This window comes from Herpetosiphon gulosus (assembly GCF_039545135.1).
Classification (GTDB): domain Bacteria; phylum Chloroflexota; class Chloroflexia; order Chloroflexales; family Herpetosiphonaceae; genus Herpetosiphon; species Herpetosiphon gulosus.
On record NZ_BAABRU010000005.1, the window covers coordinates 350,598 to 375,479 of the forward strand.

General features: G+C 45.4%; 16 protein-coding genes and 1 CRISPR repeat array (1 of these 17 cut by a window edge). Of the genes, 15 read left to right on the forward strand and 1 reads right to left on the reverse strand.

Annotated features, from left to right (window positions below; translation table 11 throughout):
- Positions 1 to 21: 21 nt before the first annotated feature.
- Complete coding sequence (locus tag ABEB26_RS09030; protein WP_012190010.1) at positions 22 to 663, reverse strand: histidine phosphatase family protein; 642 nt, start codon at positions 661 to 663, stop codon at positions 22 to 24.
- Between the two features lie 416 nt (positions 664 to 1,079).
- Here ABEB26_RS09030 and ABEB26_RS09035 point away from each other — a divergent pair, with 416 nt between their 5' ends.
- The 15 genes from ABEB26_RS09035 (at position 1,080) to cas2 (ending at position 16,807) form a co-directional block, all read left to right on the forward strand.
- A complete protein-coding gene (locus tag ABEB26_RS09035; protein WP_486348302.1) occupies positions 1,080 to 2,177 on the forward strand; it encodes an ABC transporter substrate-binding protein in 1,098 nt (365 codons plus the stop codon).
- Between the two features lie 21 nt (positions 2,178 to 2,198).
- Positions 2,199 to 3,098, forward strand: a complete 900-nt coding sequence (locus tag ABEB26_RS09040; protein WP_486348300.1) for an ABC transporter permease — start codon at positions 2,199 to 2,201, stop codon at positions 3,096 to 3,098.
- On the forward strand, positions 3,095 to 3,880 hold the full coding sequence (locus ABEB26_RS09045; protein WP_345721645.1) for an ABC transporter permease: 786 nt from the start codon (positions 3,095 to 3,097) through the stop codon (positions 3,878 to 3,880). The genes ABEB26_RS09040 and ABEB26_RS09045 overlap by 4 nt, the downstream gene beginning before the upstream one ends.
- Positions 3,881 to 3,889: 9 nt before the next feature.
- On the forward strand, positions 3,890 to 4,951 hold the full coding sequence (locus ABEB26_RS09050) for an ABC transporter ATP-binding protein (protein WP_345721646.1): 1,062 nt from the start codon (positions 3,890 to 3,892) through the stop codon (positions 4,949 to 4,951).
- Positions 4,952 to 5,330: 379 nt separating this feature from the next.
- The gene (gene cas10, locus ABEB26_RS09055; protein WP_345721647.1) at positions 5,331 to 7,526 is read left to right on the forward strand and encodes a type III-A CRISPR-associated protein Cas10/Csm1; all 2,196 of its coding nucleotides are present in this window, start codon (positions 5,331 to 5,333) and stop codon (positions 7,524 to 7,526) included.
- 2 nt (positions 7,527 to 7,528) lie between these two features.
- The gene (csm2, locus tag ABEB26_RS09060; protein ID WP_345721648.1) at positions 7,529 to 7,963 is read left to right on the forward strand and encodes a type III-A CRISPR-associated protein Csm2; all 435 of its coding nucleotides are present in this window, start codon (positions 7,529 to 7,531) and stop codon (positions 7,961 to 7,963) included.
- Positions 7,964 to 8,008: 45 nt separating this feature from the next.
- Positions 8,009 to 8,776, forward strand: a complete 768-nt coding sequence (gene csm3, locus ABEB26_RS09065) for a type III-A CRISPR-associated RAMP protein Csm3 (RefSeq protein ID WP_345721649.1) — start codon at positions 8,009 to 8,011, stop codon at positions 8,774 to 8,776.
- Positions 8,777 to 8,787: 11 nt separating this feature from the next.
- The gene (gene csm4, locus ABEB26_RS09070; protein WP_345721650.1) at positions 8,788 to 9,813 is read left to right on the forward strand and encodes a type III-A CRISPR-associated RAMP protein Csm4; all 1,026 of its coding nucleotides are present in this window, start codon (positions 8,788 to 8,790) and stop codon (positions 9,811 to 9,813) included.
- Entirely contained in the window at positions 9,810 to 10,901 is a 1,092-nt protein-coding gene (gene csm5 / locus ABEB26_RS09075; RefSeq protein WP_345721651.1) for a type III-A CRISPR-associated RAMP protein Csm5, read from the forward strand. The genes csm4 and csm5 overlap by 4 nt, the downstream gene beginning before the upstream one ends.
- Positions 10,902 to 11,016: 115 nt before the next feature.
- On the forward strand, positions 11,017 to 11,820 hold the full coding sequence (locus tag ABEB26_RS09080) for a hypothetical protein (RefSeq protein WP_345721652.1): 804 nt from the start codon (positions 11,017 to 11,019) through the stop codon (positions 11,818 to 11,820).
- A gap of 17 nt (positions 11,821 to 11,837) precedes the next feature.
- Positions 11,838 to 13,280, forward strand: a complete 1,443-nt coding sequence (locus tag ABEB26_RS09085) for a hypothetical protein (protein ID WP_345721653.1) — start codon at positions 11,838 to 11,840, stop codon at positions 13,278 to 13,280.
- A 10-nt stretch (positions 13,281 to 13,290) separates the two neighbouring features.
- Positions 13,291 to 14,652, forward strand: coding sequence for a hypothetical protein (locus ABEB26_RS09090; protein ID WP_345721654.1), 1,362 nt, complete (start codon positions 13,291 to 13,293; stop codon positions 14,650 to 14,652).
- 23 nt (positions 14,653 to 14,675) lie between these two features.
- On the forward strand, positions 14,676 to 15,485 hold the full coding sequence (gene cas6, locus ABEB26_RS09095; RefSeq protein WP_345721655.1) for a CRISPR-associated endoribonuclease Cas6: 810 nt from the start codon (positions 14,676 to 14,678) through the stop codon (positions 15,483 to 15,485).
- A 12-nt stretch (positions 15,486 to 15,497) separates the two neighbouring features.
- Positions 15,498 to 16,517, forward strand: a complete 1,020-nt coding sequence (cas1, locus tag ABEB26_RS09100; RefSeq protein ID WP_345721656.1) for a CRISPR-associated endonuclease Cas1 — start codon at positions 15,498 to 15,500, stop codon at positions 16,515 to 16,517.
- Positions 16,518 to 16,525: 8 nt separating this feature from the next.
- The gene (cas2, locus tag ABEB26_RS09105; protein WP_012190024.1) at positions 16,526 to 16,807 is read left to right on the forward strand and encodes a CRISPR-associated endonuclease Cas2; all 282 of its coding nucleotides are present in this window, start codon (positions 16,526 to 16,528) and stop codon (positions 16,805 to 16,807) included.
- Between the two features lie 201 nt (positions 16,808 to 17,008).
- Positions 17,009 to 24,882: direct repeats of the CRISPR family, unit length 37 nt; unit sequence ATTCAAATAACCAAAATCCTCGGAAGGGGATTAAAAC; it runs 34,401 nt beyond the window's last position.

A 24,882-nucleotide genomic window follows, 5' to 3' on the forward strand; every position in this document is an offset into this window, starting at 1 on the left:
GGCTAGGGGGTGAGGGCATTTTTAGAGGGCGGTTTGGTTTTCGCGCACGGTGGCCAATTTGCCAAGGTGGCATGCTTCGCTCAAGCTCACCAAATAGGGTAAATCTTCGCCATATTCGATCACGCTAATCGAGGCATTGGTAATCCACAAGCGATTGATCCGATCCATATTGATGCCAAGTGCATCGGCAACCAAGATTTTTACAACTACATCATGCGTTGAAAAAATCACGGTTTCGTTGGGTCGTTCGCTCAAAACTCGTTCTTTAAAGTCGATAACGCGCTTGAGGATGTTGGAGAAACTTTCGCCGTTGGGCATTTGCGAACGAGTTGGAAAATATTGCCATTCGCGTAATTCTGCGCCATATTGGGCCTTAACATCGTTGCTATACAACCCTTGCCAATCGCCATGATGAATTTCAAGCAAGGCTGGTTCATCGATAAATGGTACTTCGGGGTGGAATTCGGCAATTGCGCGAGCGGTGTTGTTGGCTCGTTGCAAGGGGCTAGCGTAAATCACATCAAGCTTTTCGCGCTTGAGGCGTTGGGCTAAGGCTTGGGCTTGTTGTTGGCCGAGTTCGCTCAAGGGCGCATCTTCTTGGCCTTGATAGCGACCGATTTTATTCCACTCACTCTCACCGTGACGCACCAAAATTAACCGCATAAAGCCTCCAAATGTAAGGATGAAGGATGAGGGTTGAAGGATGAACGGTCCTCACCTAGGCGATTCAGCATTCAACGAAATCCTTCATGGTTGCAAGGTTGTGCGTCGTTGCAGTGGGTGAGCAGCATTGCTCTACGGCGTTGTATCATACCAGATCTTGCGAAGTTGGTGGCTAGTTCTTTGAAGCCTGATATGTTCTTAACCAAAATATTACAATTATGTTATAGTACGATAAATAAGCCCCCGTAGCATCAACCCAGCCCATTTTTTTGTGGTTACACTCGTCAATAACCCGACAGATTCTCTTGCATCGTGGTCTAGCTTGCTAGGAGATTTAAACCATGGCTCAATCGAAGCTTGGCGCTTTTCGGCTACGTGCTGCTAAATTAGCGGCCTTATTTCTCGTCGTTTCATTGATGATTAGTGCGTGTGGCTCAGCCGCCAGCGAAAGCACCACCGCGCCAACCGCTGGCTCAGGTGGCACATCATCAACTATGGATGCTTTGATTGCTGCCGCCAAGGCTGAAGGCGAATTAACCGTGATCGCCTTGCCCCACAATTGGCTCAACTACGGCGAAATGATCGAAAACTTCTCGAAAAAATATGGTATCAAAATCAACGAACTGAATCCCGATGCTGGTTCGGGCGATGAAATCGAAGCGATCAAGGCCAATAAAGATAACAAAGGCCCCCAAGCTCCCGACGTGATCGACGTTGGTTTTGCTTTTGGCCCATCCGCCAAGCAGGAAAATCTCTTGCAGCCCTACAAAGTTTCAACTTGGGATACGATTCCTAACGAGTTGAAAGATCCCGAAGGCTATTGGTTTGGCGATTATTACGGCGTGTTGGCTTTTGCCGTCAACAAAGATGTCGTCAAAAATGTGCCCCAAGATTGGGCTGACCTCTTGAAGCCCGAATATAAAGGCCAAGTCGCCTTGGCAGGTGATCCACGGGTCTCGAATTTGGCGATTCAGTCAGTCTACGCCGCAGCCCTCGCTAATGGCGGTAGTTTGGATAATGTCCAGCCTGGCTTAGATTTCTTTAGCAAATTGAACCAAGCTGGTAACTTTGTACCAGTTATTGCCAAACAAGGCACCTTGGCCCAGGGCGAAACCCCAATTATGATCACTTGGGATTATTTGGCACTTAGTGCTCGCGATGAGTTGGGCGGCAACCCCGAAATTGAAGTAGTTGTGCCAAAATCTGGCGTGCTTGGTGGCGTGTATGTTCAAGCGATCAGCGCTTATGCTCCACATCCAAATGCTGCTAAATTGTGGATGGAATACCTCTACTCCGACGAAGGCCAATTGACTTGGCTCAAAGGCGGCGGCCACCCAGTGCGCTACAACGATTTGGTTGCGCGTAATGTGATTCCAGCTGAAATTGCTGAAAAATTGCCACCAGCCGAGCTCTACGCCAACGCCGTATTCCCAACCTTGGCTCAGCTTGAAGCCGCCAAGAAAGTTATCGTTGATGGTTGGGATGCCACGGTCAACGTCGATGTCAAGGAATAATTAAGGAAGGATCGCCGCTCTGTGGCAGAACAAGCTTCAGAACGTGGTCGGGGTGCGCAATGGCAGCACCTCGACCTTCGTCGCATTAATTGGAGTTGGCTGGGCACAGTGCCATTTTTCCTCTTTGCTTGTGCCTTTTTGGTGCTTCCGTCGGCCTCGCTAGTGATCGGCAGTTTTCAAGATAACGAGGGTAACTTTACCCTGCAAAATATCGCCGATCTTGGTCAGCCAAGCATTGTCAATGCCTATGTGCTCAGCGTGCAGGTGAGCGGGGTTACGGCCTTGCTTGGCACGTTGGTTGGCGGTTTGTTGGCCTGGGCCATGGTGCTGGGGCGTTTGCCGCGCTTTGTGCGAGCTTTTTTGATTCCCTTCTCTGGCGTGGCCTCGAACTTTGCTGGTGTACCCTTGGCCTTTGCCTTTATTGCAACCTTGGGACGGGTTGGCTTTGTCACGGTTTTGCTCAAAGATTTGGGCTTTAATTTATATGACAAGGGCTTTAATCTCTACAGCTTTTGGGGTTTGAGCGCGACCTATCTGTATTTTCAAATTCCCTTGGTGGTGTTGATTTTAACTCCAGCTTTTGAGGCACTTCGTCCGCAATGGCGCGAGGCAGCTGAAAGTTTAGGCGCTTCGGGCGGCTACTACTGGCGCAGCATTGCCTTGCCAATTCTAACTCCGGCCCTGTTGAGCACCGTTGTACTGCTCTTTGGCAATGCCTTTGGAGCCTATGCCACGGCTTATGCTTTAACGGGCGGCTCGTTGAATATTGTGCCGATTATGATTGGGGCGCAAATTCAGGGTGATATTTTACATAATCCCAATTTGGGCTATGCCTTGGCATTTGGCATGATGGTGATTATGACCTTGGTTTTGGTGCTTTATAGCTGGCTTCAGCGCCGATCGGCACGGTGGTTGCAATGAAAAAACGTTCTTCATTGGTTGCGTGGCTATTTATTATCCTTGGTACAAGCTATTTCTTGTTGCCGCTGATTGCTACGTTTCTGTTTTCGCTGCGAGCCAAAAAAGATAGCTTGGGCTTTACCGCCTATCAACGGGTTTTTGCTGATAGTAGTTTTTACGAAACCTTCCTGTTTTCAGCGTTAATGGCCTTGTTGACGATTATCGCTAGCTTGCTTTTGCTGGTTCCCACGGTGTACTGGGCTTATTTGCGGCATCCGCGTTTGCACCGCCTAATCGAGTTGGTCTCGCTAATGCCATTTGTGATTCCGCCAATTGTGCTGGTGTTTGGTTTGATCAAATCGTATAGCCGCCCACCAGTGATTTTGGTGCAAAGTCGCGGCTTGCTGATCGCAGGTTATATGGTGCTCACGCTGCCGTATATGTACCGAGCGATTGATGCTGGCCTGCGGGCGACCAACGTCAAAACCCTGACCGAAGCTGCTCAAAGCCTTGGGGCTGGCTGGCCGCGAATTATTTGGCAAGTGATTGTGCCGAATGTACGGGGAGCCTTGGTTAATGGCGCATTTTTGACCTTTGCCACAGTGCTGGGCGAATTGACCTTAGCTCAATATTTAGCTTGGCCCGCCTTCGGCCCATACCTCGCCCGCATCAGTCAAAACAAAGCCTACGAACCAGCAGCGCTTACAATCATTAGTTTTGCCCTAACGTGGGTGATTTTTGGGATTGTGCTGTTGGTCAATAGCAAAGATCAACAACAAACCCAATTTGGTGGAACACACTAAGGAACTGCCATGGCTTTTATCGAATTACACAATTTAACCAAGCAATTTGGCCCAACAACGGTGGTTTCGCCGCTCAATCTGTCGGTCGAGCGCGGTGAATTTTTGTCGGTGCTCGGCCCCAGCGGCTGCGGCAAAACCACTACCCTGCGCATGATTGCAGGCTTCGAGGCTCCCAGCGGTGGCTCAATCAAAATCGACGGTAACGATATGACCCAAACACCGCCCAGCAAACGCAAGATTGGGATTGTCTTTCAATCGTATGCGCTGTTTCCGAATATGAGCGTTGCTCAAAATATCGGCTATGGCTTGCGGATCGCCAAACTCAGCAAACAGGCAATCGAGCAACGTGTCAACGAAATGCTTGATATTATTCATATGCAAGAATTTGCCAATCGCTATCCACATCAGCTTTCTGGCGGCCAGCAACAGCGGGTTGCCCTGGCCCGCGCCTTGGCAATTCGCCCCCAAGTGCTGCTGCTCGATGAGCCACTTTCAGCACTCGATGCCAAGATTCGGGTTTCGTTGCGTCAAGATATTCGGGCAATTCAGCGCGAATTAGGCATTACGGCGATTTACGTTACCCACGATCAAGAAGAGGCGCTTTCGCTTTCGGATCGGGTGCTGATTATGCAAAAGGGCGAAGTTGAGCAACTTGGCACGCCCGCCGAAATTTACAACAATCCCAAAACCAGCTTTGTGGCTCATTTTGTCGGCACACTTAACACCCTAGAAGCCTCGCTACACGACCCCAAAGAGGGCATTTTGCATTTTGGCAAGCAACAATTTAGCGTCAGCGATAGCTTTGATCCATCGCTACAAGGCAGCACAGTGCGGGTTGCGCTGCGACCTGAACGCTTGAGCCTTGACGGTGTTGCGGCCCAAAATCAACTGCATGGCGTGGTCAAAGAGCAAATGCTGTTGGGGCCGATTGTGCGTTTTCACGTTGAAATCGAGCAACAACTGCTATTTGTCGATGTCTTCAACGATACCCACGTCAGCAACTTGCCCAATCGTGGCGAGGCGGTGGTGGTTAATTTTGCGCCCCACGATTGTTTGGTACTTCAAAGCTAAAACTTCAAACGGCCCATTGGGGCCGCTTGAAGGAGAGAAGAGTGTGTGTGAGGAGGAAGGATTTGTTTCGAGTATCGCAAGTATAGCTTACGATCAACCTAACAAACAATCCACCTCATACTCCTATCCTCAATTAACCACATGGCCTATTGCTGCTAATGCCAATTCCCACCTCTACTCCTCAAAATTCGACTGCACGAATAAATAGATAGCTACCGTTACTGCTTAAATTGGCCTAAACAGGAAAAATTAACCGCAATCGGATCAATTAAATAGGGTAATTAGCATAGATCGAACAGATATTCGTTTATGCAGCGCACATATATGCGTAACCCATCAGCTAAAGTAAGCCATCGTTAGAGTTCTACAAGGAGGTTGTATGAGTGATCCCCCAGTCATACGGGCATTGAAGAGTATGACAAACTCGGTCAAGGCTTGGGATGCTACGCCACTGCATTCGATCTTCGATCAAATTAGCCCCCCAAACGAGCCGAACGCCCAAACTTCAACGCCCTACTTTCTGCAAGCGCAACGTTTTAGCCTAACCGAATCTGCGCTATTTCCAATCGCCGAACGTCCGCCAGTTTCAGCCGATTTACAAACTCAATTCAATCGTGCAATTGAGCAATGTAACGCCGAGCCAAGCATTCATTTGGCGCAGATGCTCAGTTTGTTTCACGATTATGCTTGGGCCGTCAGCTACCAGCCAACTGCTGGCGAGGTAGCCGATTCGGTCGTGTCGCTCTACGATTATGCTCGCACCAAAGCCGCATTAGCCGCCGCTGGCGAGCAAGCCATGTTAGTTGGTGGCGATCTTTCAGGTGTGCAGGATTTTATCTACACCATCGCGGCCAATCGCGCCGCCAAAAGTCTGCGCGGCCGCTCATTCTACTTGCAAATGCTGACCGATGCTTTGGCTGGTTGGGTGTTGCAGCAAGCAGGCATGCCTAGCACCAATTTACTCTACAGCGGCGGTGGGCGTTTTTATGTGATTGTGCCAGCCGCTTGTTACGAGCAATTGGCTCAGTGGCGACGCGAGCTTGGTCAATTTTTGCTGAATGTCCACGATGGCGAGTTGTATATCGCCTTGGGCGGCGCAACCATCGCCGATGCTGAGCACAATTTTGAGGCTTTGTTTCGCGCCGTCAACGATCAAGTGACCGCTGATAAACGCCGTCGTTTTGCAACCCTCGATCAGCGAGAACTGCAAACCAAATTGTTCACACCACGCGGCCATCGCGGCAACGAGGATGATCGTTGTGAGACCTGTGGCTATATGGGGCCGAGCAGCCAATTTATGCCTGATGACGATGAGGGCAAAATCTGTCGGCTCTGTGAAAGCACGATTAAGCTGGGATTCAGCCTGCACGATGCCCAATTTCTCTGCATCCGCCAGCCACAGCCCAATCTCGCTGCTGTCAAAGACCGCGCAAATGCAAAGGATATTTTGGCGGGCTTGGGTTTGCAGGCAGAAATTTGTTTCGATCAGCAGGAATTGCTCAAATATCTCAATCGCAATCCTGAGCAATCAATCCATGTGCAGATTATTCGGCCCTTTGCAGACGATCTAGCCATGCTGACCCAGCTCCGCGCCGATTATCGCCAGCATGTCTTTAGTATGCGCCCAATCGTCAATGTGACACCCAAGGCTGCCAAGGGCGAGGTCAAATCGTTTGATCAGCTAGCCAAAGCTAGTCGTGGCATCAAGCGCTTTGGGGTGCTACGGATGGATGTTGATGATCTTGGTGATATTTTTGGCTATAGCCTTGCCAAAGCTTCGTTGGCCCGTATTTCTAGCCTGAGCGCGGCCTTCTCACGCTTTTTCGAGGGCTGGGTTGGCGAAATTTGTCGCGACCAGAACATTGCCACCTCAATCTATCAGACGGATCAAGCGAGCAATCAAGCAACCAGCCATGAACAAATTTACAGCGTCTATTCGGGCGGCGACGATTTGTTTTTGGTTGGTAGTTGGGATGTGCTGGCCCATGTCGCCAATCGGATTCAGCACGATCTGCAACGCTACACTGGCTATAACCGATTAATCCATGTTTCGGCGGGATTGAGCCTGCACACCGAGAAATTCCCCTTATATCAAGCGGCCAAACTAGCCCATCATGCGCTTGATCGAGCCAAAGATGCTGCGCCACGCCAAGCAATTCGCAAAAATGCGCTGGATTTTCTTGATCAAACAATTGCTTGGGAAGCCTACCCCGCCTTACTCAACTGGCATCAACGTTTGTGGCAACTCTATCAAGGCGAGCATGGCATGGTGCGTTCGCTGTTGCAAGTGCTAATGGAGTTATATAGCCAATATTACGAGCATAGCCAGCAACGCCAAAAATCGGGCAAAGGCCACACCGCCTATGGCCCATGGATTTGGCGCGGCAAATATCAACTAGCGCGAATTCGCCAACGCCACCACACCAATCAAGCACTACAAACCCTACTCGATGATATCGACGAGCTGTTATTTACTGGCTTCGATGAGCCGCATCGGATCAGTTTGCGCACAATCGAGCAGCTTGGTTTAGCCGCTCGTTGGACTCAATTATTAATTCGTGAGCAAGGAGATTAATCATGCCTGAGATTACCGAACAAGAACGTGAAGCAATTATTGCTGGCGATGATGTTGAACTGTTAGTCAAAGCTGCCGAAAAAATCGGGTCACGCCTGGCCTACGCTCGCTTAACCACCAGCCAAATTCGTGGCATTTTCGGCACCGTGCGCCGGATCGAGATGGATTGGGTGATGCCAAGTTTGCAGCAGCAACGGGCCGAAGCAGTCCGCCGTGCCCAACGCGAATTTGCTTTGCTGCAACCACGCTTGGCCTATCAAGCCAAACGTGAGCGTGGCGGTGCGGTTCAAGCGCTCAGCGATGAATTAACGCCAGCGATTAAGTTGGTTATGGGGGCAAAAAATACCAATCCTGATACTTTTTATCAGCGCTTCCGCAACTTTGTCGATTTCTTTGAAGCAATTCTGGCCTATCATCGATCATTTGGCGGTCAATAATTTTAAGCCTAAAACCTAATTTATAGCAAATAAGGAAGAAAAATCATGTCAGATCAAACACCTAAAATCAAAATTGTTGGCCGGATTTTCGTCAATTTTGAAATTCATGCCTTAACTGGCTTACATATCGGCGGCGCAGCTGGTACGTTGGCAATTGGCAACGTCGATAATCCAGTCATTCGTAATCCCTTTAACAGCGAACCCTACGTTCCAGGCTCATCGTTGCGCGGCAAAATGCGCTCACAATTAGAAAAACTATATGGCTTGGCCCAAAATACTTCGATTGGCCGCGATGTTTCAATTCATTCAGCCAAAACCCAAGCCGAATATGATAATAGCCCAGTGCTACATATTTTTGGTATTCCCGCTAGTGATTTTCTGACCGAGCCAACCCGCTTGATCGTGCGTGATGCTGCACTAAGCGAACAAACCCGCACAGCCTTCCGCGATGCCCGTACCGACTTGCCCTACACCGAAGTTAAATGGGAAGCTGCGATCGATCGCGTCACCTCAGCCGCCACGCCGCGCCAACAAGAACGGGTTCCGGCTGGGGCAATTTTCGACGGCGCATTGACCTTCACGCTCTACAACGATCAAGATACCAAACTCTTCAATACCGTCATTCGTGGGCTTGAGTTGGTCGAAGAAGATTATTTGGGCGGCCAAGGTGCGCGTGGTAGCGGCCAAGTTGCCTTCAAAAATATTGTGATTAGCTTTCAGCACCACGAAAAGTCGGTGCTCGAAAAGCACAAAGTTGCTTCGTTAGTCGAATTGCGAGCTTTGTGGTCAGCTCAGGGCTACGCCGCCAAATAAAGGAGCAACGCATGGAATTTAATCTGATTCGTCTCAAGCCACAGGGGGCATTCCACTTTGGCAGGCACGGCATCGAGATGGAAGCAGTCAGCGAAACCTGCCCATCCGATACGCTCTACGCCGCCCTATTTTGGCAGGCATTGCAACAAGGCCAGCGCTGGGCCAGCGAGCCGAGCAATCCGCCATTTACAATTTCGTCGTGTTTTCCGTATGTTGATGGAATTCAACTCTTGCCTGTGCCAATGCTGCCACCCTTGCCCAGCGATAAGCAAAACCCTGGCGAGCGCAAGCAATTCAAAAAAGTGCGCTTTATCTCCAGCGAGATTTTTATTAATCTGCTGGCCGGAACCCACTCGCTGCGCGATTATTTTCAGCCAGCCAATGGCGTTGCCTTGCAAAATGGCAGTGTCTTGGTCAGCCAAGCCGAATTTAGCGCCAAGCAGCGTGATGCCAACAAAGCGCTGTGGAAAATCGAGTCGATTCCGCATGTGGCAGTTGATCGTTGGAGCAATGCTTCGGCCTATTACGAAACTGGTCAAGTGCGCTTTGCCGAGGGCTGTGGCTTAGCAATCTTGGCACTTGGCGATATGCAACAACTCATGCAACTCTTGGTACAGGTTGGCATCGATGGCTTAGGTGGGCGACGCAGCAAAGGGGTTGGGCAATTTGTACCAATCTTGCAAACCGAAACCCTCGATTTACCAGCCGCTACCACCGATTCGGTGATTGTGCTTTCGCGCTATTTGCCCAGCACTGCCGAGCTTGCGGCGGGGGTGCTCGATCTGCCAGCAGCCTATAGTTTAGAGGATGTGACTGGTTGGATGTATTCGCCCGCTGCCAAAGCCCAACGCCGCAAAGCAATTTGGATGATCGGGGTTGGTTCGCGCTTGAATCGAGCAGGCTTGGCCCATTCGATCGTTGGCTCAAGCGTCGATGTGGCTCCAACCTACGACAACCCCAGCGCTGGCGTGAATCACCGAGTTTGGCGGCATGGGCTAGCGCTTACGGTCGGTTGTAGCGTAGGAGATTCGCAATGACCAACTATGGATTAACGATTGAAACGCTCTCGCCAGTGCATATCGGTGCTGGTGGGCCAGATTTGCGCCGCAACATCGATTTCGCGATCTTCAACAATATTCTCTATCTACTCAACGTTGATGCGGTGCTTGAACAGATTTTGCCCGAAAATCCCAACGACCGTTTATATCAGCAAATTTTGAATACGCCCGATTTAGGCAGTTTTTTAACGGCTGATTTGCTGAGCAAGCATCCAGAGCTGTATTACTACAAACTTGAGGGCGTTTCCAAACTCGACACCATGCGGCCCGTGATCAAACATTGGACGCATGCGCCCTACATTCCTGGCAGCAGCCTCAAAGGTGCTTTGCGCAGCGCATGGGTACGCCAACACTATCAGCAGCGCAACCTTACTTTGGATATACAGCAATTAAGCGACAAAAAAGAACGCGCCTTTCAGACTCAAGAAGCACGCTTGCTTAGCCCCAAAGCATCACGTCCAAGCCAAGCTCCCAATTACGACCTGTTTCGGGCAATTCAGCTCAGCGATAGTCAGTCCGCGCCTGATGATGCGCTTCGGCTTTACAACGCTGTGGTTTTTCCAGCGGCCAATCAAGGTATTCCACTTGATTTGGAGGCGATTAAGCCGCGTGTAGCCCTGCAAGCTCGAATCAAATTCGATGATTACATCTTGGAGAAGCAGGCTCGGCAATTTGGGGTGCACGAGCAAGGATTTAGTGTTGAGTCATTAAAACAGGCTTGGCGCGAACAAGGCTTAGTGCGGATTCAGCAGGAATTAACCTTCTGGACTGGCCGCCGCGAAGGTGAACATCTCCAGCAATTCTTTAGCAATCTCGCCCAACAGGCCAATGCTGCTCCCGACAACTGCTTCTACATCGACATTGGCTGGGGCACTGGTTGGAAGAGCAAAACCCTTGGCGATATCATCAAAACGCCGCAACTTGTCCAGTTGATGCGCCGCTATCGGCTGAGTCGCAAGGAGTATCGTGAAGGCGATCGTTTTCCGAAAACCCGCCGCGCCGCTCGCGATACCAAAGGTGCATTACGCGTCCCATTTGGCTGGGTAAAGGTAATTATGCAGCCCTAAAATTTTGAATCACTGAATAGTTAAGAATTAATTTATTCTCTTGTATTTATATCAACCACATCAAGTTAAGATAATCTGAATACCTGATGTGGTTGATATGAAGAAAGGTTTTATAATGAGTGACTTTTTAGACTATGTTTCATTAATAAAGCGACTAGAGATAATTAAGAATAATTTAAGAATAATTAAAATACAAGAATCAAATTATGGAATCGGTGTTCCATTGCATATGGAAAACGAAATCAGAATCTTGTTAAATAAATTGAAGGTAATAAAAGATGAAATTCTATACATTGAAAATAATGTAATGGATATTATAAATAAATATATAAATGATATGGTTGAGCAAAGATCGAATTATAGATATATTTTTAATTCAAATGGTAGAGAAATGGAGATGGATTTACTGTTCCTAGAGATTATTAGAAATAAAAATGATTTTATATATATAAATAATGATGGATTTGATATGTATTTTGATGATTTATTGAATTATATATCGAATACAATAATACATATAAAAATGTTACCTGTATATATAAATTTCTCAAATAAAAGAATTAAAGATATAAATAAATTTATAAAAGAAAATGTTCATAATCTACTAGGAATAAAAAGGAAAGATGTATTTTATATACTAAAAAGAAGTTGTGATGGTTATGATATTGATTTTATACCAAAAGTTTATTTTATTTTTTGTAATATTGATGAGATACAAAAAATAAAAAAAGATGATTCTATAAATAAGATTAAAAAGCTTTTAAGTATTTTATATAGACCATGTATTTTTATATATAAAGATAAGATTGAATATAAATCAATATTTAGATTTAAGAAAATTTATAATATTGCAAATGTTATCGACGAGTTTATTGAAAGAGAGGAAAGTATTATTATTGAGCAGGATGATAATTTCTAATATGTAAGGAGTTTAATATGCAACGAATTGCTTTTTGTAATGTTGGCAATAGCGATGTCGCCGTCCAAGGGGCGATTATTCGGCCATCGCGGCCTGCTGGCGAACAACATTGGCAGACCTATAACGAACATCAATTTAGTGCGCCAATTATCGATGCCTTTGCTCGTTATTTTCAGCATCGTCAGCTGATCATTGATCGATTAATCTTGTTTGATACTGATCAAGCTGATACCTCTGCCGGTAACGTGAAAGATCGCTTTGGTGTTAGTTTGCGCGATAAAGACACGCTTTGGTTTGGCATGATTTTAGAGCGCTATATTCAAGACCATTGGAGCCATGTGATACGCATGGTCGAACGCCGCACAATTTATAATACTAATCCAAGTTTGTATGATGATGCGATGCATGCCTTTGGCCAGCAATTAGCCAATATCAAGCATCAGCCTGAAACTGAGTATTATGTTTTAGCAGCTGGCGGAACCCAAGCTTTTAATAATGCACTCCAATTCAAGGCGATTGCGCGCTTTCGTGAAGCATGCTTTGTGCTCTATAAATCTGAGCATGATCAATGGCCCTATTCGCTTAATATTCGCAAACAATTGCTCCATTCGTTCAATATTTCAACTGCAATTCAATTAATTCAGCAACATAACTTTCTTGGGGCAATTACTTTGCTCGAAGGCTCAGTTGAGCCAGGTATTATCGAATTGCTGCGCTATGCTAAATATCGCGAGGATTTCGATTTTGATTCGGCGCAACAGGTTTTAGCTCAAATTCAATTTGATGTTGATGGCTCATTGCGCGATCTGGTGCGTTCCATTCAACAAAATGCATATCAAATCAATCAAGCCGATGTGCAATTTCTCTTGGTTGAGCTTTACTACAATGCCCAAATTGCCTATACCAACGGACGGTATGCCGATTTTTTGGGGCGCATCTTTCGCTTCCAAGAAACTGTCTTGCGTTATTTGGTTGAAACAACCTTCAATATTTCGACTGATTATAGTAAAGCGCACAAAGCCGAAAATATGGTCAAATTCAATCAGTTGTTGACCGATGATCCGGTACTCCACGAGTATCTTGAGAATGAGCAATTTGCAGGCAATAAACTTGATTACCAACAGTTTTCAGTCCCAGTTTTGATCGCCATGCTCAATTTTGCTAGTGAAAAAGCTGGGCAACGCTACCTCAACAAACAACAAGCAGGCCTGAGCATCGGTATCCTCAAAAATCTCTATAAAATTAACAACCTAACGCAAATGCGCAATCAAAGTATCATTGCCCATGGCTTTGAGGGTGTATCTCAGGCCATGATTATTAAAGGATTAAAAATCAATCAAGATCAAAACCCTTTAGATATATTACGCGATATTTTAGCTAAAATGCAGATCAATCTGCCCGAATCGCCGTTTCAGCAGATTCAAACAACGTTAACTCAAAAATTGTATAGCTTGATTTAGGAGCATCATAATGACCAGATTATTGATTTGTAATATTGGCAATCGTGATATTTTATTGCCAATGGAATTACTGCCAGCCGAATTACACAAAGCCAGTCATCGCGATAAAATTAATTATATTCGTACCAATAAAACTAACATTGGTTCTAGCCTTCAAATTACAATGATCAAGAAAGTTATTGATCATCTTGAGGCTGATTCGATAGATTGGATTCTTTTATTTGGAACTCAACAAGCTAACCCAAACTATCAGCCAACCGATACCTTTGAAGCCGCCGAACTTATGCGTGAATTGTTGATCGAACGCTGGAATTTTCGGCCTGAACGGGTTTTGGTGCATGCTGTGCCAGTTAATCCAACTCGCCAAAACGAGCTTATTCGCTTTTATGAAGCCCAATTAACCCAGTATGATACCCAAATTCAGCCAAGCCAAGTTTTTTTGGAGGTCACTGGCGGCACACCAGCTATGTCGAATGCGCTGCAACTCGCTGGCACTGAAATGTTTCAGGCCCGTGCGATTGCCTTGTATGTTACGCCTGATAGCATGCTGCCAGAACGCTTATCGATTGGGCGACGGATTCTGGGCGGCCCTTTGCGTAAGCTGATTCAGGCCAATCTGGCCACGTTTCAATATCATGCAGCGCTGGAGAGTTGGCATTTGTATCGGCCTTATTTTACCGATTTGCAGAGCGAAAGTAGTGCCAAAATAATTGAGGGGATGTTGGCGCATGCGGCTGCCCGGGTCAATCTCGATGTGCCCCGGGCAATTTTGGCAATTCGCGATTTGGTTGGTTTGGCCGATGGGTTGTATGATGTGATGATTCACGAATTGTACAATGCGCTGACCCCGCTATCGCATGAAAATGCCTTGGCCGAGGTTTTAGCGCTAGCCGAAATTCGCTTGCAAAGCAATAATTATGCCGATTTTCTGACCCAGTTGGTGCGTTATGTCGAAAATAGTTTACGCTTGGTTTGCCTAAACTTGAATGTGCCATTTATTAATTGGCAGGGCAAAGCAGACCCGCATGGAGCCAAGGTTGATGCTGGCTGGCTGCGTCAACAGCGTATCGAGAAAATTAATGTAGGTCAGTCAGGCTTGCAACGCTTGCTAAGTATGTATGCACCAAATGATTCGCAAGTTCAATTAGTGTTGAAATTTGCTAAGGCTTGTCAGCCATTAATTGAATTGCGCAATGAAGTTACTCATAGTTTGGGTGGCGTTTCGCAAACCCAAATTGAGCAAGCATTTGGCGATTCAGCGAGTGGAATATTGAGCTACATTCAACATAATTATCAACAATTAACCCAACGATCGCTCAACCACAACCCATATCACGCGATTAACCAATGGATTAATCAATTATTGCAATAATAGTTAGGATGAGGGATTTTCAGATGCCAATGGCGTTAATGCTCCAAATTCGACCGCTTAGCAATGCAACGGTTCAGCCCAGTTTGGCTCGGGCAGCGCATGCAGCAATCCTGAATCTGATTCGTGAGGCTAATCCTGATTTAGCCCAACAGGTACACGATGAAGTTGGTGCGAAGCCGCTGACTGTTTCGAATGTGCTGGGCATGCATGCACAAGGCAACCAAGCTACGGTGCAAACCAGTGAAGATTATGGCTTGCGCGTAAGCTTGTTGACCCCAGCTTTAGAGCAGATCGCTCAAGCTTGGCAAGCGGAGCAAATGGAAGCACTAAATCTTGATGGCAGCTCATGGCGAGTTGAGGCTATTTTGCGTCAAGAGCACGAGCACCCTTGGGTTGGGCAGCGCAGTTATAGTGAATTGCTAGCCCCCAGCATGGCCCAAGATTCGATTGCCCATCGCTGGACATTCCAATTTCACTCGCCAGTGACCTTTCGTCAACGTGGCTTAAATCAGCCGATGCCAACCCCCGATTTGGTGTTTGGCAGTTTGCTGGATAAATGGAATGCGGTTGCGCCGCTAACCTTCCCCGACGAAGTGAAGCGCTTTGCCAGCGAATGCATGGCGACCAGCTATTTTGAATTACGCTCACAGCGCGAGCCAACCAAAAACCAAGCCATCCAAATTGGCGCGGTTGGTCATTGCACCTATACCGCAACCTCGCGCGATCGCTATTGGTGTTCATGTATTGATACCTTGGCACGGTTTGCTTTTTGGAGCGGAGTTGGAGCAGGAACGACGCGCGGTTTAGGCCGCGTCCGCTTAGTTGAACGCTAAGGAGTGGGAATTATGGCAACGCTTTATGTTCTCGAACAAGGTGCAGAAATTCGCTGTGACGGTGAACGGCTAGCAATTTGGCAAACTGATCAAGAGCTGGGCAATGTGCCAATGGCCAAACTTGAAGATATTGTGGTGATGGGCAATATTGGGTTTAGCACGCCTGCAATCAAACGTCTGTTGGATCAACAGATTGAAGTAACATTTTTGACGATTCACGGGCGCTACCATGGGCGGTTGATTGGTGAAGTGACCGCCCATGTGGCCTTGCGCCGCAACCAATATCGCCGAGCAGATGATGAGGCTTGGGCTTTGGCGATGGCTCAGGCCTGTGTTAGCGGCAAATTACGCAATTGCCGTGCCGTATTGCAACGCTTCGCCCGCAACCGCCAACAGGTCGAAAAAGAGGTTTTAGAATCGATTGAAGCCTTGGAGCATTTTATTGATCGGGTTGATCGCACCACCAAAATCAGCTCATTAGTTGGGGTTGAAGGCAGCGGCTCGGCAGCCTATTTTGGTGGTTTACGCAGCCTGTTTGATAGCGAATGGATGTTCAATAATCGGAATCGCCGCCCACCAACCGACCCAGTTAATGTATTATTATCGTTGGGCTATACCCTTTTGGTGCATAAAACCCTTGGCGCAGTTCAGGCGGTAGGGTTCGATCCTTATCAAGGATTTTTACATCAACTAGATTACAATCGACCATCGTTAGTGCTTGATTTGATCGAAGAATTTCGGCCAATTTTGGTCGATGCCTTAGTGATTCGCTGTTGTAATGATGGCAGGCTGACGGCCAATGATTTCAGCGCGAGCGACGACCCCAAGCACCCAATTTTACTCAGCAATGATGGCAAAAAACGCTTTGTAGCAGCCTTTGAAGAACGCATGCGCACTGAAGTAACCCATCCCGATGGCGCAGACGGACGGCCTGGCAAAGTCAGTTATTGGCGTTGTATTGAGCTTCAGGCACGCTTATTGGCTCGCGCAATCCAGACTGGCACGGGCTATCAAGCCTGGACAACTCGTTAGGAGCGAGTATGCTGTACTTGATCTCCTACGATATTGCAGTTGATAAGCGGCGCACCAAAATTGCCAAAATTCTTGAAGGCTTTGGCCAACGAGTGCAATATAGCGTCTTTGAATGCGACTTGACCGCCAAGCAATACACCAAATTGCGCGGCAAATTGCATAAAGTGCTACGGCCAGAAGATGGCGATAATCTGCGGACATATCGGATTTGCGCTGCCTGTGCCCCAAATACCGAAATTGTGGGTAATGGGCCAGCGCTCGAAACCAGCGTTACGATTTACATTTTTTAAATTAAGGCTTTGCAATGAGCTAAATCGATGGTTATCCACAATTTAACTTTGTCAACATGCCGCGCGATCCCGTTCTGAAGGGCAGAAAGCGACTTATCCACATGGAAATCTGCTTAAAAAGCGGGGGAAAACTGCCCCAAAAAATCGGACCGCGCAAACCGCTCGTTTTAGCGCCTTGCAAAGCCATGAAAAGTAGGGTATATTCAAATAACCAAAATCCTCGGAAGGGGATTAAAACATAGAACACTATTTCGCACGGCTCATAAGTTCAGGTCGGATTCAAATAACCAAAATCCTCGGAAGGGGATTAAAACTGTTGGGCTAATTGAAGGGGCAGGCCAGGCGCACTGGATTCAAATAACCAAAATCCTCGGAAGGGGATTAAAACTTAGGTTAACCTTCTTTGGTTGACCTTTTTTGATGCATTCAAATAACCAAAATCCTCGGAAGGGGATTAAAACATATTCCTAACAGCTACCTATCCGATCTTAGCTATAACGATTCAAATAACCAAAATCCTCGGAAGGGGATTAAAACCAATTGACTTTACTTCGCCAGTCAGCCCAGCCTTCTGTATTCAAATAACCAAAATCCTCGGAAGGGGATTAAAACTTTCGTTGACAATTGCAGCTAAGTTAGCAGCTTGCAAAATTCAAATAACCAAAATCCTCGGAAGGGGATTAAAACCTTATGTAAGCTGTCTAAACATATGGCTAGATAGTTAGATTCAAATAACCAAAATCCTCGGAAGGGGATTAAAACCCGTAGACCTCGCTGTCTTCTATTTTTGATTTCATCTTCATTCAAATAACCAAAATCCTCGGAAGGGGATTAAAACATAAGAGCATCTAAGGCTATATCCTGCGCTAGTAATACATTCAAATAACCAAAATCCTCGGAAGGGGATTAAAACTAAGAGGTATTGAATACCGCCTACTAACTCAAGCTGTTCCATTCAAATAACCAAAATCCTCGGAAGGGGATTAAAACAAACTCAACTGCTGGGCTTGAATGATGGCCGCTGCATCCGATTCAAATAACCAAAATCCTCGGAAGGGGATTAAAACTCATTAAGAACATTACCAATATCACCACAAATGATATTCAAATAACCAAAATCCTCGGAAGGGGATTAAAACCCTTAGCTACCTCTACAAGATCATAAATCGTTTGTAAATTCAAATAACCAAAATCCTCGGAAGGGGATTAAAACAGCATTAGCCCGCTGCTGCTCTACCCGCTCGATCTCATCATTCAAATAACCAAAATCCTCGGAAGGGGATTAAAACGGACGGCGATTATGGATGCAAACATCCGCAGCGCCCCTAGATTCAAATAACCAAAATCCTCGGAAGGGGATTAAAACTTGCTACTAGTTGCAAGCTAGCAGTATACTCTAAATCTACATTCAAATAACCAAAATCCTCGGAAGGGGATTAAAACTCTAGGGGTAGGGGATAAGGCTAACTACTTAGCTGTAGATATTCAAATAACCAAAATCCTCGGAAGGGGATTAAAACATCGTCATGGCGAGCAAGTAAGTGTTCAAGGATACATTCAAATAACCAAAATCCTCGGAAGGGGATTAAAACTCAGTTGACTAGGCTAGTTAGTTGCCTATCGCAAGGGATTCAAATAACCAAAATCCTCGGAAGGGGATTAAAACCGAATACGTTTATCGCGGCAACGCCCGGTATCTGGTATTCAAATAACCAAAATCCTCGGAAGGGGATTAAAACTCTTAACTTGGCGCAACTTTTGATCTTGCGTTTCGTCAATTCAAATAACCAAAATCCTCGGAAGGGGATTAAAACCTTTTTTCAGTATAGCAGAACCGAGTTTGCGATTTTTGAATTCAAATAACCAAAATCCTCGGAAGGGGATTAAAACGCAAACCGTGCTTGCTTGAGTAGTGAATCAATCACAGAATTCAAATAACCAAAATCCTCGGAAGGGGATTAAAACGAATTGTTGGCCGACTTCACCAACCCAGGTGATCTAATTCATTCAAATAACCAAAATCCTCGGAAGGGGATTAAAACGGCCATCGAAAGCGCAACAGCGGCATCGATCTTTTTACATTCAAATAACCAAAATCCTCGGAAGGGGATTAAAACCGCCCAACGCGATGCTGAGCACGAATTAGCCCAACTCATTCAAATAACCAAAATCCTCGGAAGGGGATTAAAACCACCCAACCCGATGGCGGGGTTGGGGCTACTGTTGGATTCAAATAACCAAAATCCTCGGAAGGGGATTAAAACCCGTGTTGAGGTTTCGATAGCTTCCAAGGCGCGTATCTTATTCAAATAACCAAAATCCTCGGAAGGGGATTAAAACAATATACATTAGCACGACACCGATGGCGCTGATGAAGCCATTCAAATAACCAAAATCCTCGGAAGGGGATTAAAACGTGCCAATATCCCCATTCAGGACGTTCTCAGTCAAATCAAATTCAAATAACCAAAATCCTCGGAAGGGGATTAAAACAAACCCTATACCGCTACTACTACCCAAAATTTGCCGTTTTATTCAAATAACCAAAATCCTCGGAAGGGGATTAAAACTTGGTGGCGGTAGTACCAAAGCTCACGGTACCAGCGATTATTCAAATAACCAAAATCCTCGGAAGGGGATTAAAACTATTTGACTGCTAACACGTGTGCTAGCCGATAGATAATATTCAAATAACCAAAATCCTCGGAAGGGGATTAAAACGAATTGGTATAGGCGATTGTGCCTAAGAAATTTTGATATTCAAATAACCAAAATCCTCGGAAGGGGATTAAAACTACAACCCGAGGGCCAGCAACGTGGCGTATTCCAGCTATTCAAATAACCAAAATCCTCGGAAGGGGATTAAAACGTATCCACGCCCTTCTACCTGCATACCGTCAAAAAATTCAAATAACCAAAATCCTCGGAAGGGGATTAAAACTTATTTATATCAAGTGATAATAGCTTGGATGAGGCTATACATTCAAATAACCAAAATCCTCGGAAGGGGATTAAAACGCAAAATCGCGGTAAACAATACGTTTATAATAAAGTTACATTCAAATAACCAAAATCCTCGGAAGGGGATTAAAACGTGAAATACTAGAGGAAGTATTAGATAAAAATATATCTATTCAAATAACCAAAATCCTCGGAAGGGGATTAAAACACTTAGAGTAACTTCCGGTTTAACAATTTCTGAGTTAATTCAAATAACCAAAATCCTCGGAAGGGGATTAAAACTTTTTCCGACAGGACATGGGCAATGCCCAACGCCAGCACATTCAAATAACCAAAATCCTCGGAAGGGGATTAAAACGCGACCACGCCCGACTGTTGACGGTTATTCTTGTTCTTTTTGATTCAAATAACCAAAATCCTCGGAAGGGGATTAAAACGGTTAGGCTAGGTACTAGACTAATCTTAGATTCAAAAAATTCAAATAACCAAAATCCTCGGAAGGGGATTAAAACTCCTACCTGACAGCTAAGATCGTAAGTATCGATTACATTCAAATAACCAAAATCCTCGGAAGGGGATTAAAACGAATCAGCCTAGGCCAATTACTAGCGGGCTATAGGTACATTCAAATAACCAAAATCCTCGGAAGGGGATTAAAACCTAATAAGCGCTTGCACTTGAGGCGCGTAGAACGCGCTGGATTCAAATAACCAAAATCCTCGGAAGGGGATTAAAACGCAATAACGCGCACGACGTTACGCGCTTTGTACATTCAAATAACCAAAATCCTCGGAAGGGGATTAAAACTCAATCCACCATGATGGGGTGACAACCAGTGTTTGCACAGGATTCAAATAACCAAAATCCTCGGAAGGGGATTAAAACTCAATGCCCCGAATCGGCTTCGGGATGACGGGTCATAAAAAATTCAAATAACCAAAATCCTCGGAAGGGGATTAAAACATCATCTTTTTGGGCGATCTTGCTACCCTTGCCTAGCATTCAAATAACCAAAATCCTCGGAAGGGGATTAAAACGCTTTAATTTCGGCAACCGTGATTTTGGCTTCTTGGTAATTCAAATAACCAAAATCCTCGGAAGGGGATTAAAACCCCAAAGTGATAGCGCCTACCAATACCGTCATTTTTATTCAAATAACCAAAATCCTCGGAAGGGGATTAAAACTGAATGAAGTTAGCGGCTGCTTGGCTTGTGATAATGGATTCAAATAACCAAAATCCTCGGAAGGGGATTAAAACATCGAGAGGTTTTATACGTTCGAACGCTTGTAGGTGATGATTCAAATAACCAAAATCCTCGGAAGGGGATTAAAACCTTCGTTTCAGCATCTAGTACCACAACCTCGCGTGGTTCCATTCAAATAACCAAAATCCTCGGAAGGGGATTAAAACAATTGTTCAGTAGCTTGCATAGTGTCCCCCAAAATTTCAATTCAAATAACCAAAATCCTCGGAAGGGGATTAAAACTCAGGGTTGGGCTGGCTCTGTTGAAGCGTCTGTACCATTGGACATTCAAATAACCAAAATCCTCGGAAGGGGATTAAAACAATTTATGGACAAGGCCATTGGTGAGCGCACTTCCTGATTCAAATAACCAAAATCCTCGGAAGGGGATTAAAACTCACGTTGCGCAGGTCATTGACCACGCGGCGATTTGCAAATTCAAATAACCAAAATCCTCGGAAGGGGATTAAAACGCCTTAGGCCTTGTCTTAGCCCTCATCATCGCCAGCTAATTCAAATAACCAAAATCCTCGGAAGGGGATTAAAACATCTCCGCGTTGCCACGGGCGATGATTGAAACGCCGATATATTCAAATAACCAAAATCCTCGGAAGGGGATTAAAACGATGATGGGCAAGCAATTCTCCGCAGTATGCTTGGCCATTCAAATAACCAAAATCCTCGGAAGGGGATTAAAACAAACCATGCCTATCGTGTTTGTTGGTAACTTTGACAAAATTCAAATAACCAAAATCCTCGGAAGGGGATTAAAACCGACAATTTCACCCCAATAGGTCTCTTTGATTTGGCTAAATTCAAATAACCAAAATCCTCGGAAGGGGATTAAAACGGCTCGCTGGGGTTGGCCGTGAAGTTGCCAATCATGCTATTCAAATAACCAAAATCCTCGGAAGGGGATTAAAACTAACCATAAAATATTTTTCTTCATACGAGTGCTACAAAAAAATTCAAATAACCAAAATCCTCGGAAGGGGATTAAAACGTAGCCCGAGCTGCCCCACCCTGGGGCAATGATTTTGATTCAAATAACCAAAATCCTCGGAAGGGGATTAAAACGTGAAACACACTGCCCACGTCTACGCCCATGGTGACGTGGATTCAAATAACCAAAATCCTCGGAAGGGGATTAAAACGCTCAGTCACGTAATCGGCAAGTTCGAGCGGATACTATTCAAATAACCAAAATCCTCGGAAGGGGATTAAAACCCTTCATGAAGCGGGGTTTTGCTCTGCCACCGTCGAGAGAATTCAAATAACCAAAATCCTCGGAAGGGGATTAAAACGGCCTGCGAATGGCGTGGGCCGCTTCGCCTGTTTAGGATTCAAATAACCAAAATCCTCGGAAGGGGATTAAAACCTACGATCATGGCCGTAATCTTGGGGAGCGCTATCATATATTCAAATAACCAAAATCCTCGGAAGGGGATTAAAACATCTTCCAATCGGCGTGATATTTGGCCGCCGCTTGTTCATTCAAATAACCAAAATCCTCGGAAGGGGATTAAAACATTATAGGCGACCCGAACTTTTTTGATGCCTTGGTATGATTGCATTCAAATAACCAAAATCCTCGGAAGGGGATTAAAACTGACATAGACTGAGCCAAGCGGCCAGCTATTCGCCCCAATTCAAATAACCAAAATCCTCGGAAGGGGATTAAAACCAACGCATGGCGCAAACCTATCTTGGCGAGTATTCCCAAAAATTCAAATAACCAAAATCCTCGGAAGGGGATTAAAACTTTGCCCAGTTGCACGGCTTCACGTCGCTTGGGTTGGTGAAATTCAAATAACCAAAATCCTCGGAAGGGGATTAAAACATATCAGGATTCTGCGCTACTGCTGCGCCACTGTCCCATTCAAATAACCAAAATCCTCGGAAGGGGATTAAAACGCCAGTTGAGGCGGGCAGAATACGAGCGCCACACCGTCATTCAAATAACCAAAATCCTCGGAAGGGGATTAAAACAATAAAGGTTGCTTGTGTGCGAAGGGGCAGATAGTGATTTATTCAAATAACCAAAATCCTCGGAAGGGGATTAAAACTAAATGCCTCAAGAATAAATGAAAACGTAATCATCTCTTTATTCAAATAACCAAAATCCTCGGAAGGGGATTAAAACCCTAACGTGCGCACTAGCGCATCAACGCCAACAATGATATTCAAATAACCAAAATCCTCGGAAGGGGATTAAAACATATCGGCTTTAGTGTGGGTAGCTACAGGAGCTACAAGATTCAAATAACCAAAATCCTCGGAAGGGGATTAAAACAATCGCAAGATATTCTTCGCGGAGCGGCGCGGACATATTCAAATAACCAAAATCCTCGGAAGGGGATTAAAACATAGGATAAGCTACTTGGTTACGCTCATAAAAATCTTATTCAAATAACCAAAATCCTCGGAAGGGGATTAAAACCAACTGAGACCCCTAGATCTCGTATCCGCTGAATAGCCATTCAAATAACCAAAATCCTCGGAAGGGGATTAAAACGAATTAGGTACTATAGAATAGGATGACAAAGGTACTATTGTATTCAAATAACCAAAATCCTCGGAAGGGGATTAAAACCTAATCCAAGGAGAATGCCAGGGATTTGCGGAATAATCCATTCAAATAACCAAAATCCTCGGAAGGGGATTAAAACGATCTTATCGTTCGCAACGTCAAGGCAACACAAGCCAATTCAAATAACCAAAATCCTCGGAAGGGGATTAAAACAGATGTCGTTCGAAAGTTGCTCAACGCGGTCAAGATTCATTCAAATAACCAAAATCCTCGGAAGGGGATTAAAACGCTTCCCGTAACTCGGCCTCGCGACGGTCGTGATAATTCAAATAACCAAAATCCTCGGAAGGGGATTAAAACATTGTACCCGACGAGTGGGTAGCAGAACGGTATCTTGAATTCAAATAACCAAAATCCTCGGAAGGGGATTAAAACATTGCAACGTTTCTTACGTCGCACCAAAGACGGCTTATTCAAATAACCAAAATCCTCGGAAGGGGATTAAAACATTTGATATAGCCAAAGTGGCATAAATCTGGGCTTTCTTGATTCAAATAACCAAAATCCTCGGAAGGGGATTAAAACGAAATGTCCACGACCTTCTTGGTCGACCCATTCATACACATTCAAATAACCAAAATCCTCGGAAGGGGATTAAAACTTATTAGCAAAGGATGAAGTATGATACATCCAAAATATATATTCAAATAACCAAAATCCTCGGAAGGGGATTAAAACAGATCAAGCGCACACCCTCCCTCTCTTGCTGAATTATAGATTCAAATAACCAAAATCCTCGGAAGGGGATTAAAACGCCTCGGCTATCAGAATGGCGAACACGATAGTTGGACGCATTCAAATAACCAAAATCCTCGGAAGGGGATTAAAACCTCGCCTTGGTCAAAGCGGCGCATCAACTCCAGCGCTTGTATTCAAATAACCAAAATCCTCGGAAGGGGATTAAAACATATTTTTGGTATCGCTGTACTTATAGTCACCGATAGCATTCAAATAACCAAAATCCTCGGAAGGGGATTAAAACCCCACTGCACAGAGCATTTCATGAACGATAAACTGTAAATATTCAAATAACCAAAATCCTCGGAAGGGGATTAAAACATCACACCCCGTTTGCCACGATCCACCGCAGATCGATTCAAATAACCAAAATCCTCGGAAGGGGATTAAAACATTTCGAGTGACATTATAGGTCGTACCAGATACTAAATTCAAATAACCAAAATCCTCGGAAGGGGATTAAAACCTATACAAACAAGCTAGCAAATTTTACTGAAATACCATTCAAATAACCAAAATCCTCGGAAGGGGATTAAAACAT

Coding starts and splice junctions, on each gene's coding strand:
- csm2 (WP_345721648.1), top strand. CDS start 7,529: ATGCCTGAGATTACCGAACAAGAACGTGAAGCAATTATTGCTGGCGAT.
- ABEB26_RS09035 (WP_486348302.1), top strand. CDS start 1,080: ATGATTAGTGCGTGTGGCTCAGCCGCCAGCGAAAGCACCACCGCGCCA.
- csm4 (WP_345721650.1), top strand. CDS start 8,788: ATGGAATTTAATCTGATTCGTCTCAAGCCACAGGGGGCATTCCACTTT.
- ABEB26_RS09090 (WP_345721654.1), top strand. CDS start 13,291: ATGACCAGATTATTGATTTGTAATATTGGCAATCGTGATATTTTATTG.
- ABEB26_RS09080 (WP_345721652.1), top strand. CDS start 11,017: ATGAGTGACTTTTTAGACTATGTTTCATTAATAAAGCGACTAGAGATA.
- ABEB26_RS09085 (WP_345721653.1), top strand. CDS start 11,838: ATGCAACGAATTGCTTTTTGTAATGTTGGCAATAGCGATGTCGCCGTC.
- csm3 (WP_345721649.1), top strand. CDS start 8,009: ATGTCAGATCAAACACCTAAAATCAAAATTGTTGGCCGGATTTTCGTC.
- cas1 (WP_345721656.1), top strand. CDS start 15,498: ATGGCAACGCTTTATGTTCTCGAACAAGGTGCAGAAATTCGCTGTGAC.
- cas6 (WP_345721655.1), top strand. CDS start 14,676: ATGCCAATGGCGTTAATGCTCCAAATTCGACCGCTTAGCAATGCAACG.
- cas10 (WP_345721647.1), top strand. CDS start 5,331: ATGAGTGATCCCCCAGTCATACGGGCATTGAAGAGTATGACAAACTCG.
- ABEB26_RS09050 (WP_345721646.1), top strand. CDS start 3,890: ATGGCTTTTATCGAATTACACAATTTAACCAAGCAATTTGGCCCAACA.
- cas2 (WP_012190024.1), top strand. CDS start 16,526: ATGCTGTACTTGATCTCCTACGATATTGCAGTTGATAAGCGGCGCACC.
- ABEB26_RS09045 (WP_345721645.1), top strand. CDS start 3,095: ATGAAAAAACGTTCTTCATTGGTTGCGTGGCTATTTATTATCCTTGGT.
- csm5 (WP_345721651.1), top strand. CDS start 9,810: ATGACCAACTATGGATTAACGATTGAAACGCTCTCGCCAGTGCATATC.
- ABEB26_RS09030 (WP_012190010.1), bottom strand. CDS start 663: ATGCGGTTAATTTTGGTGCGTCACGGTGAGAGTGAGTGGAATAAAATC.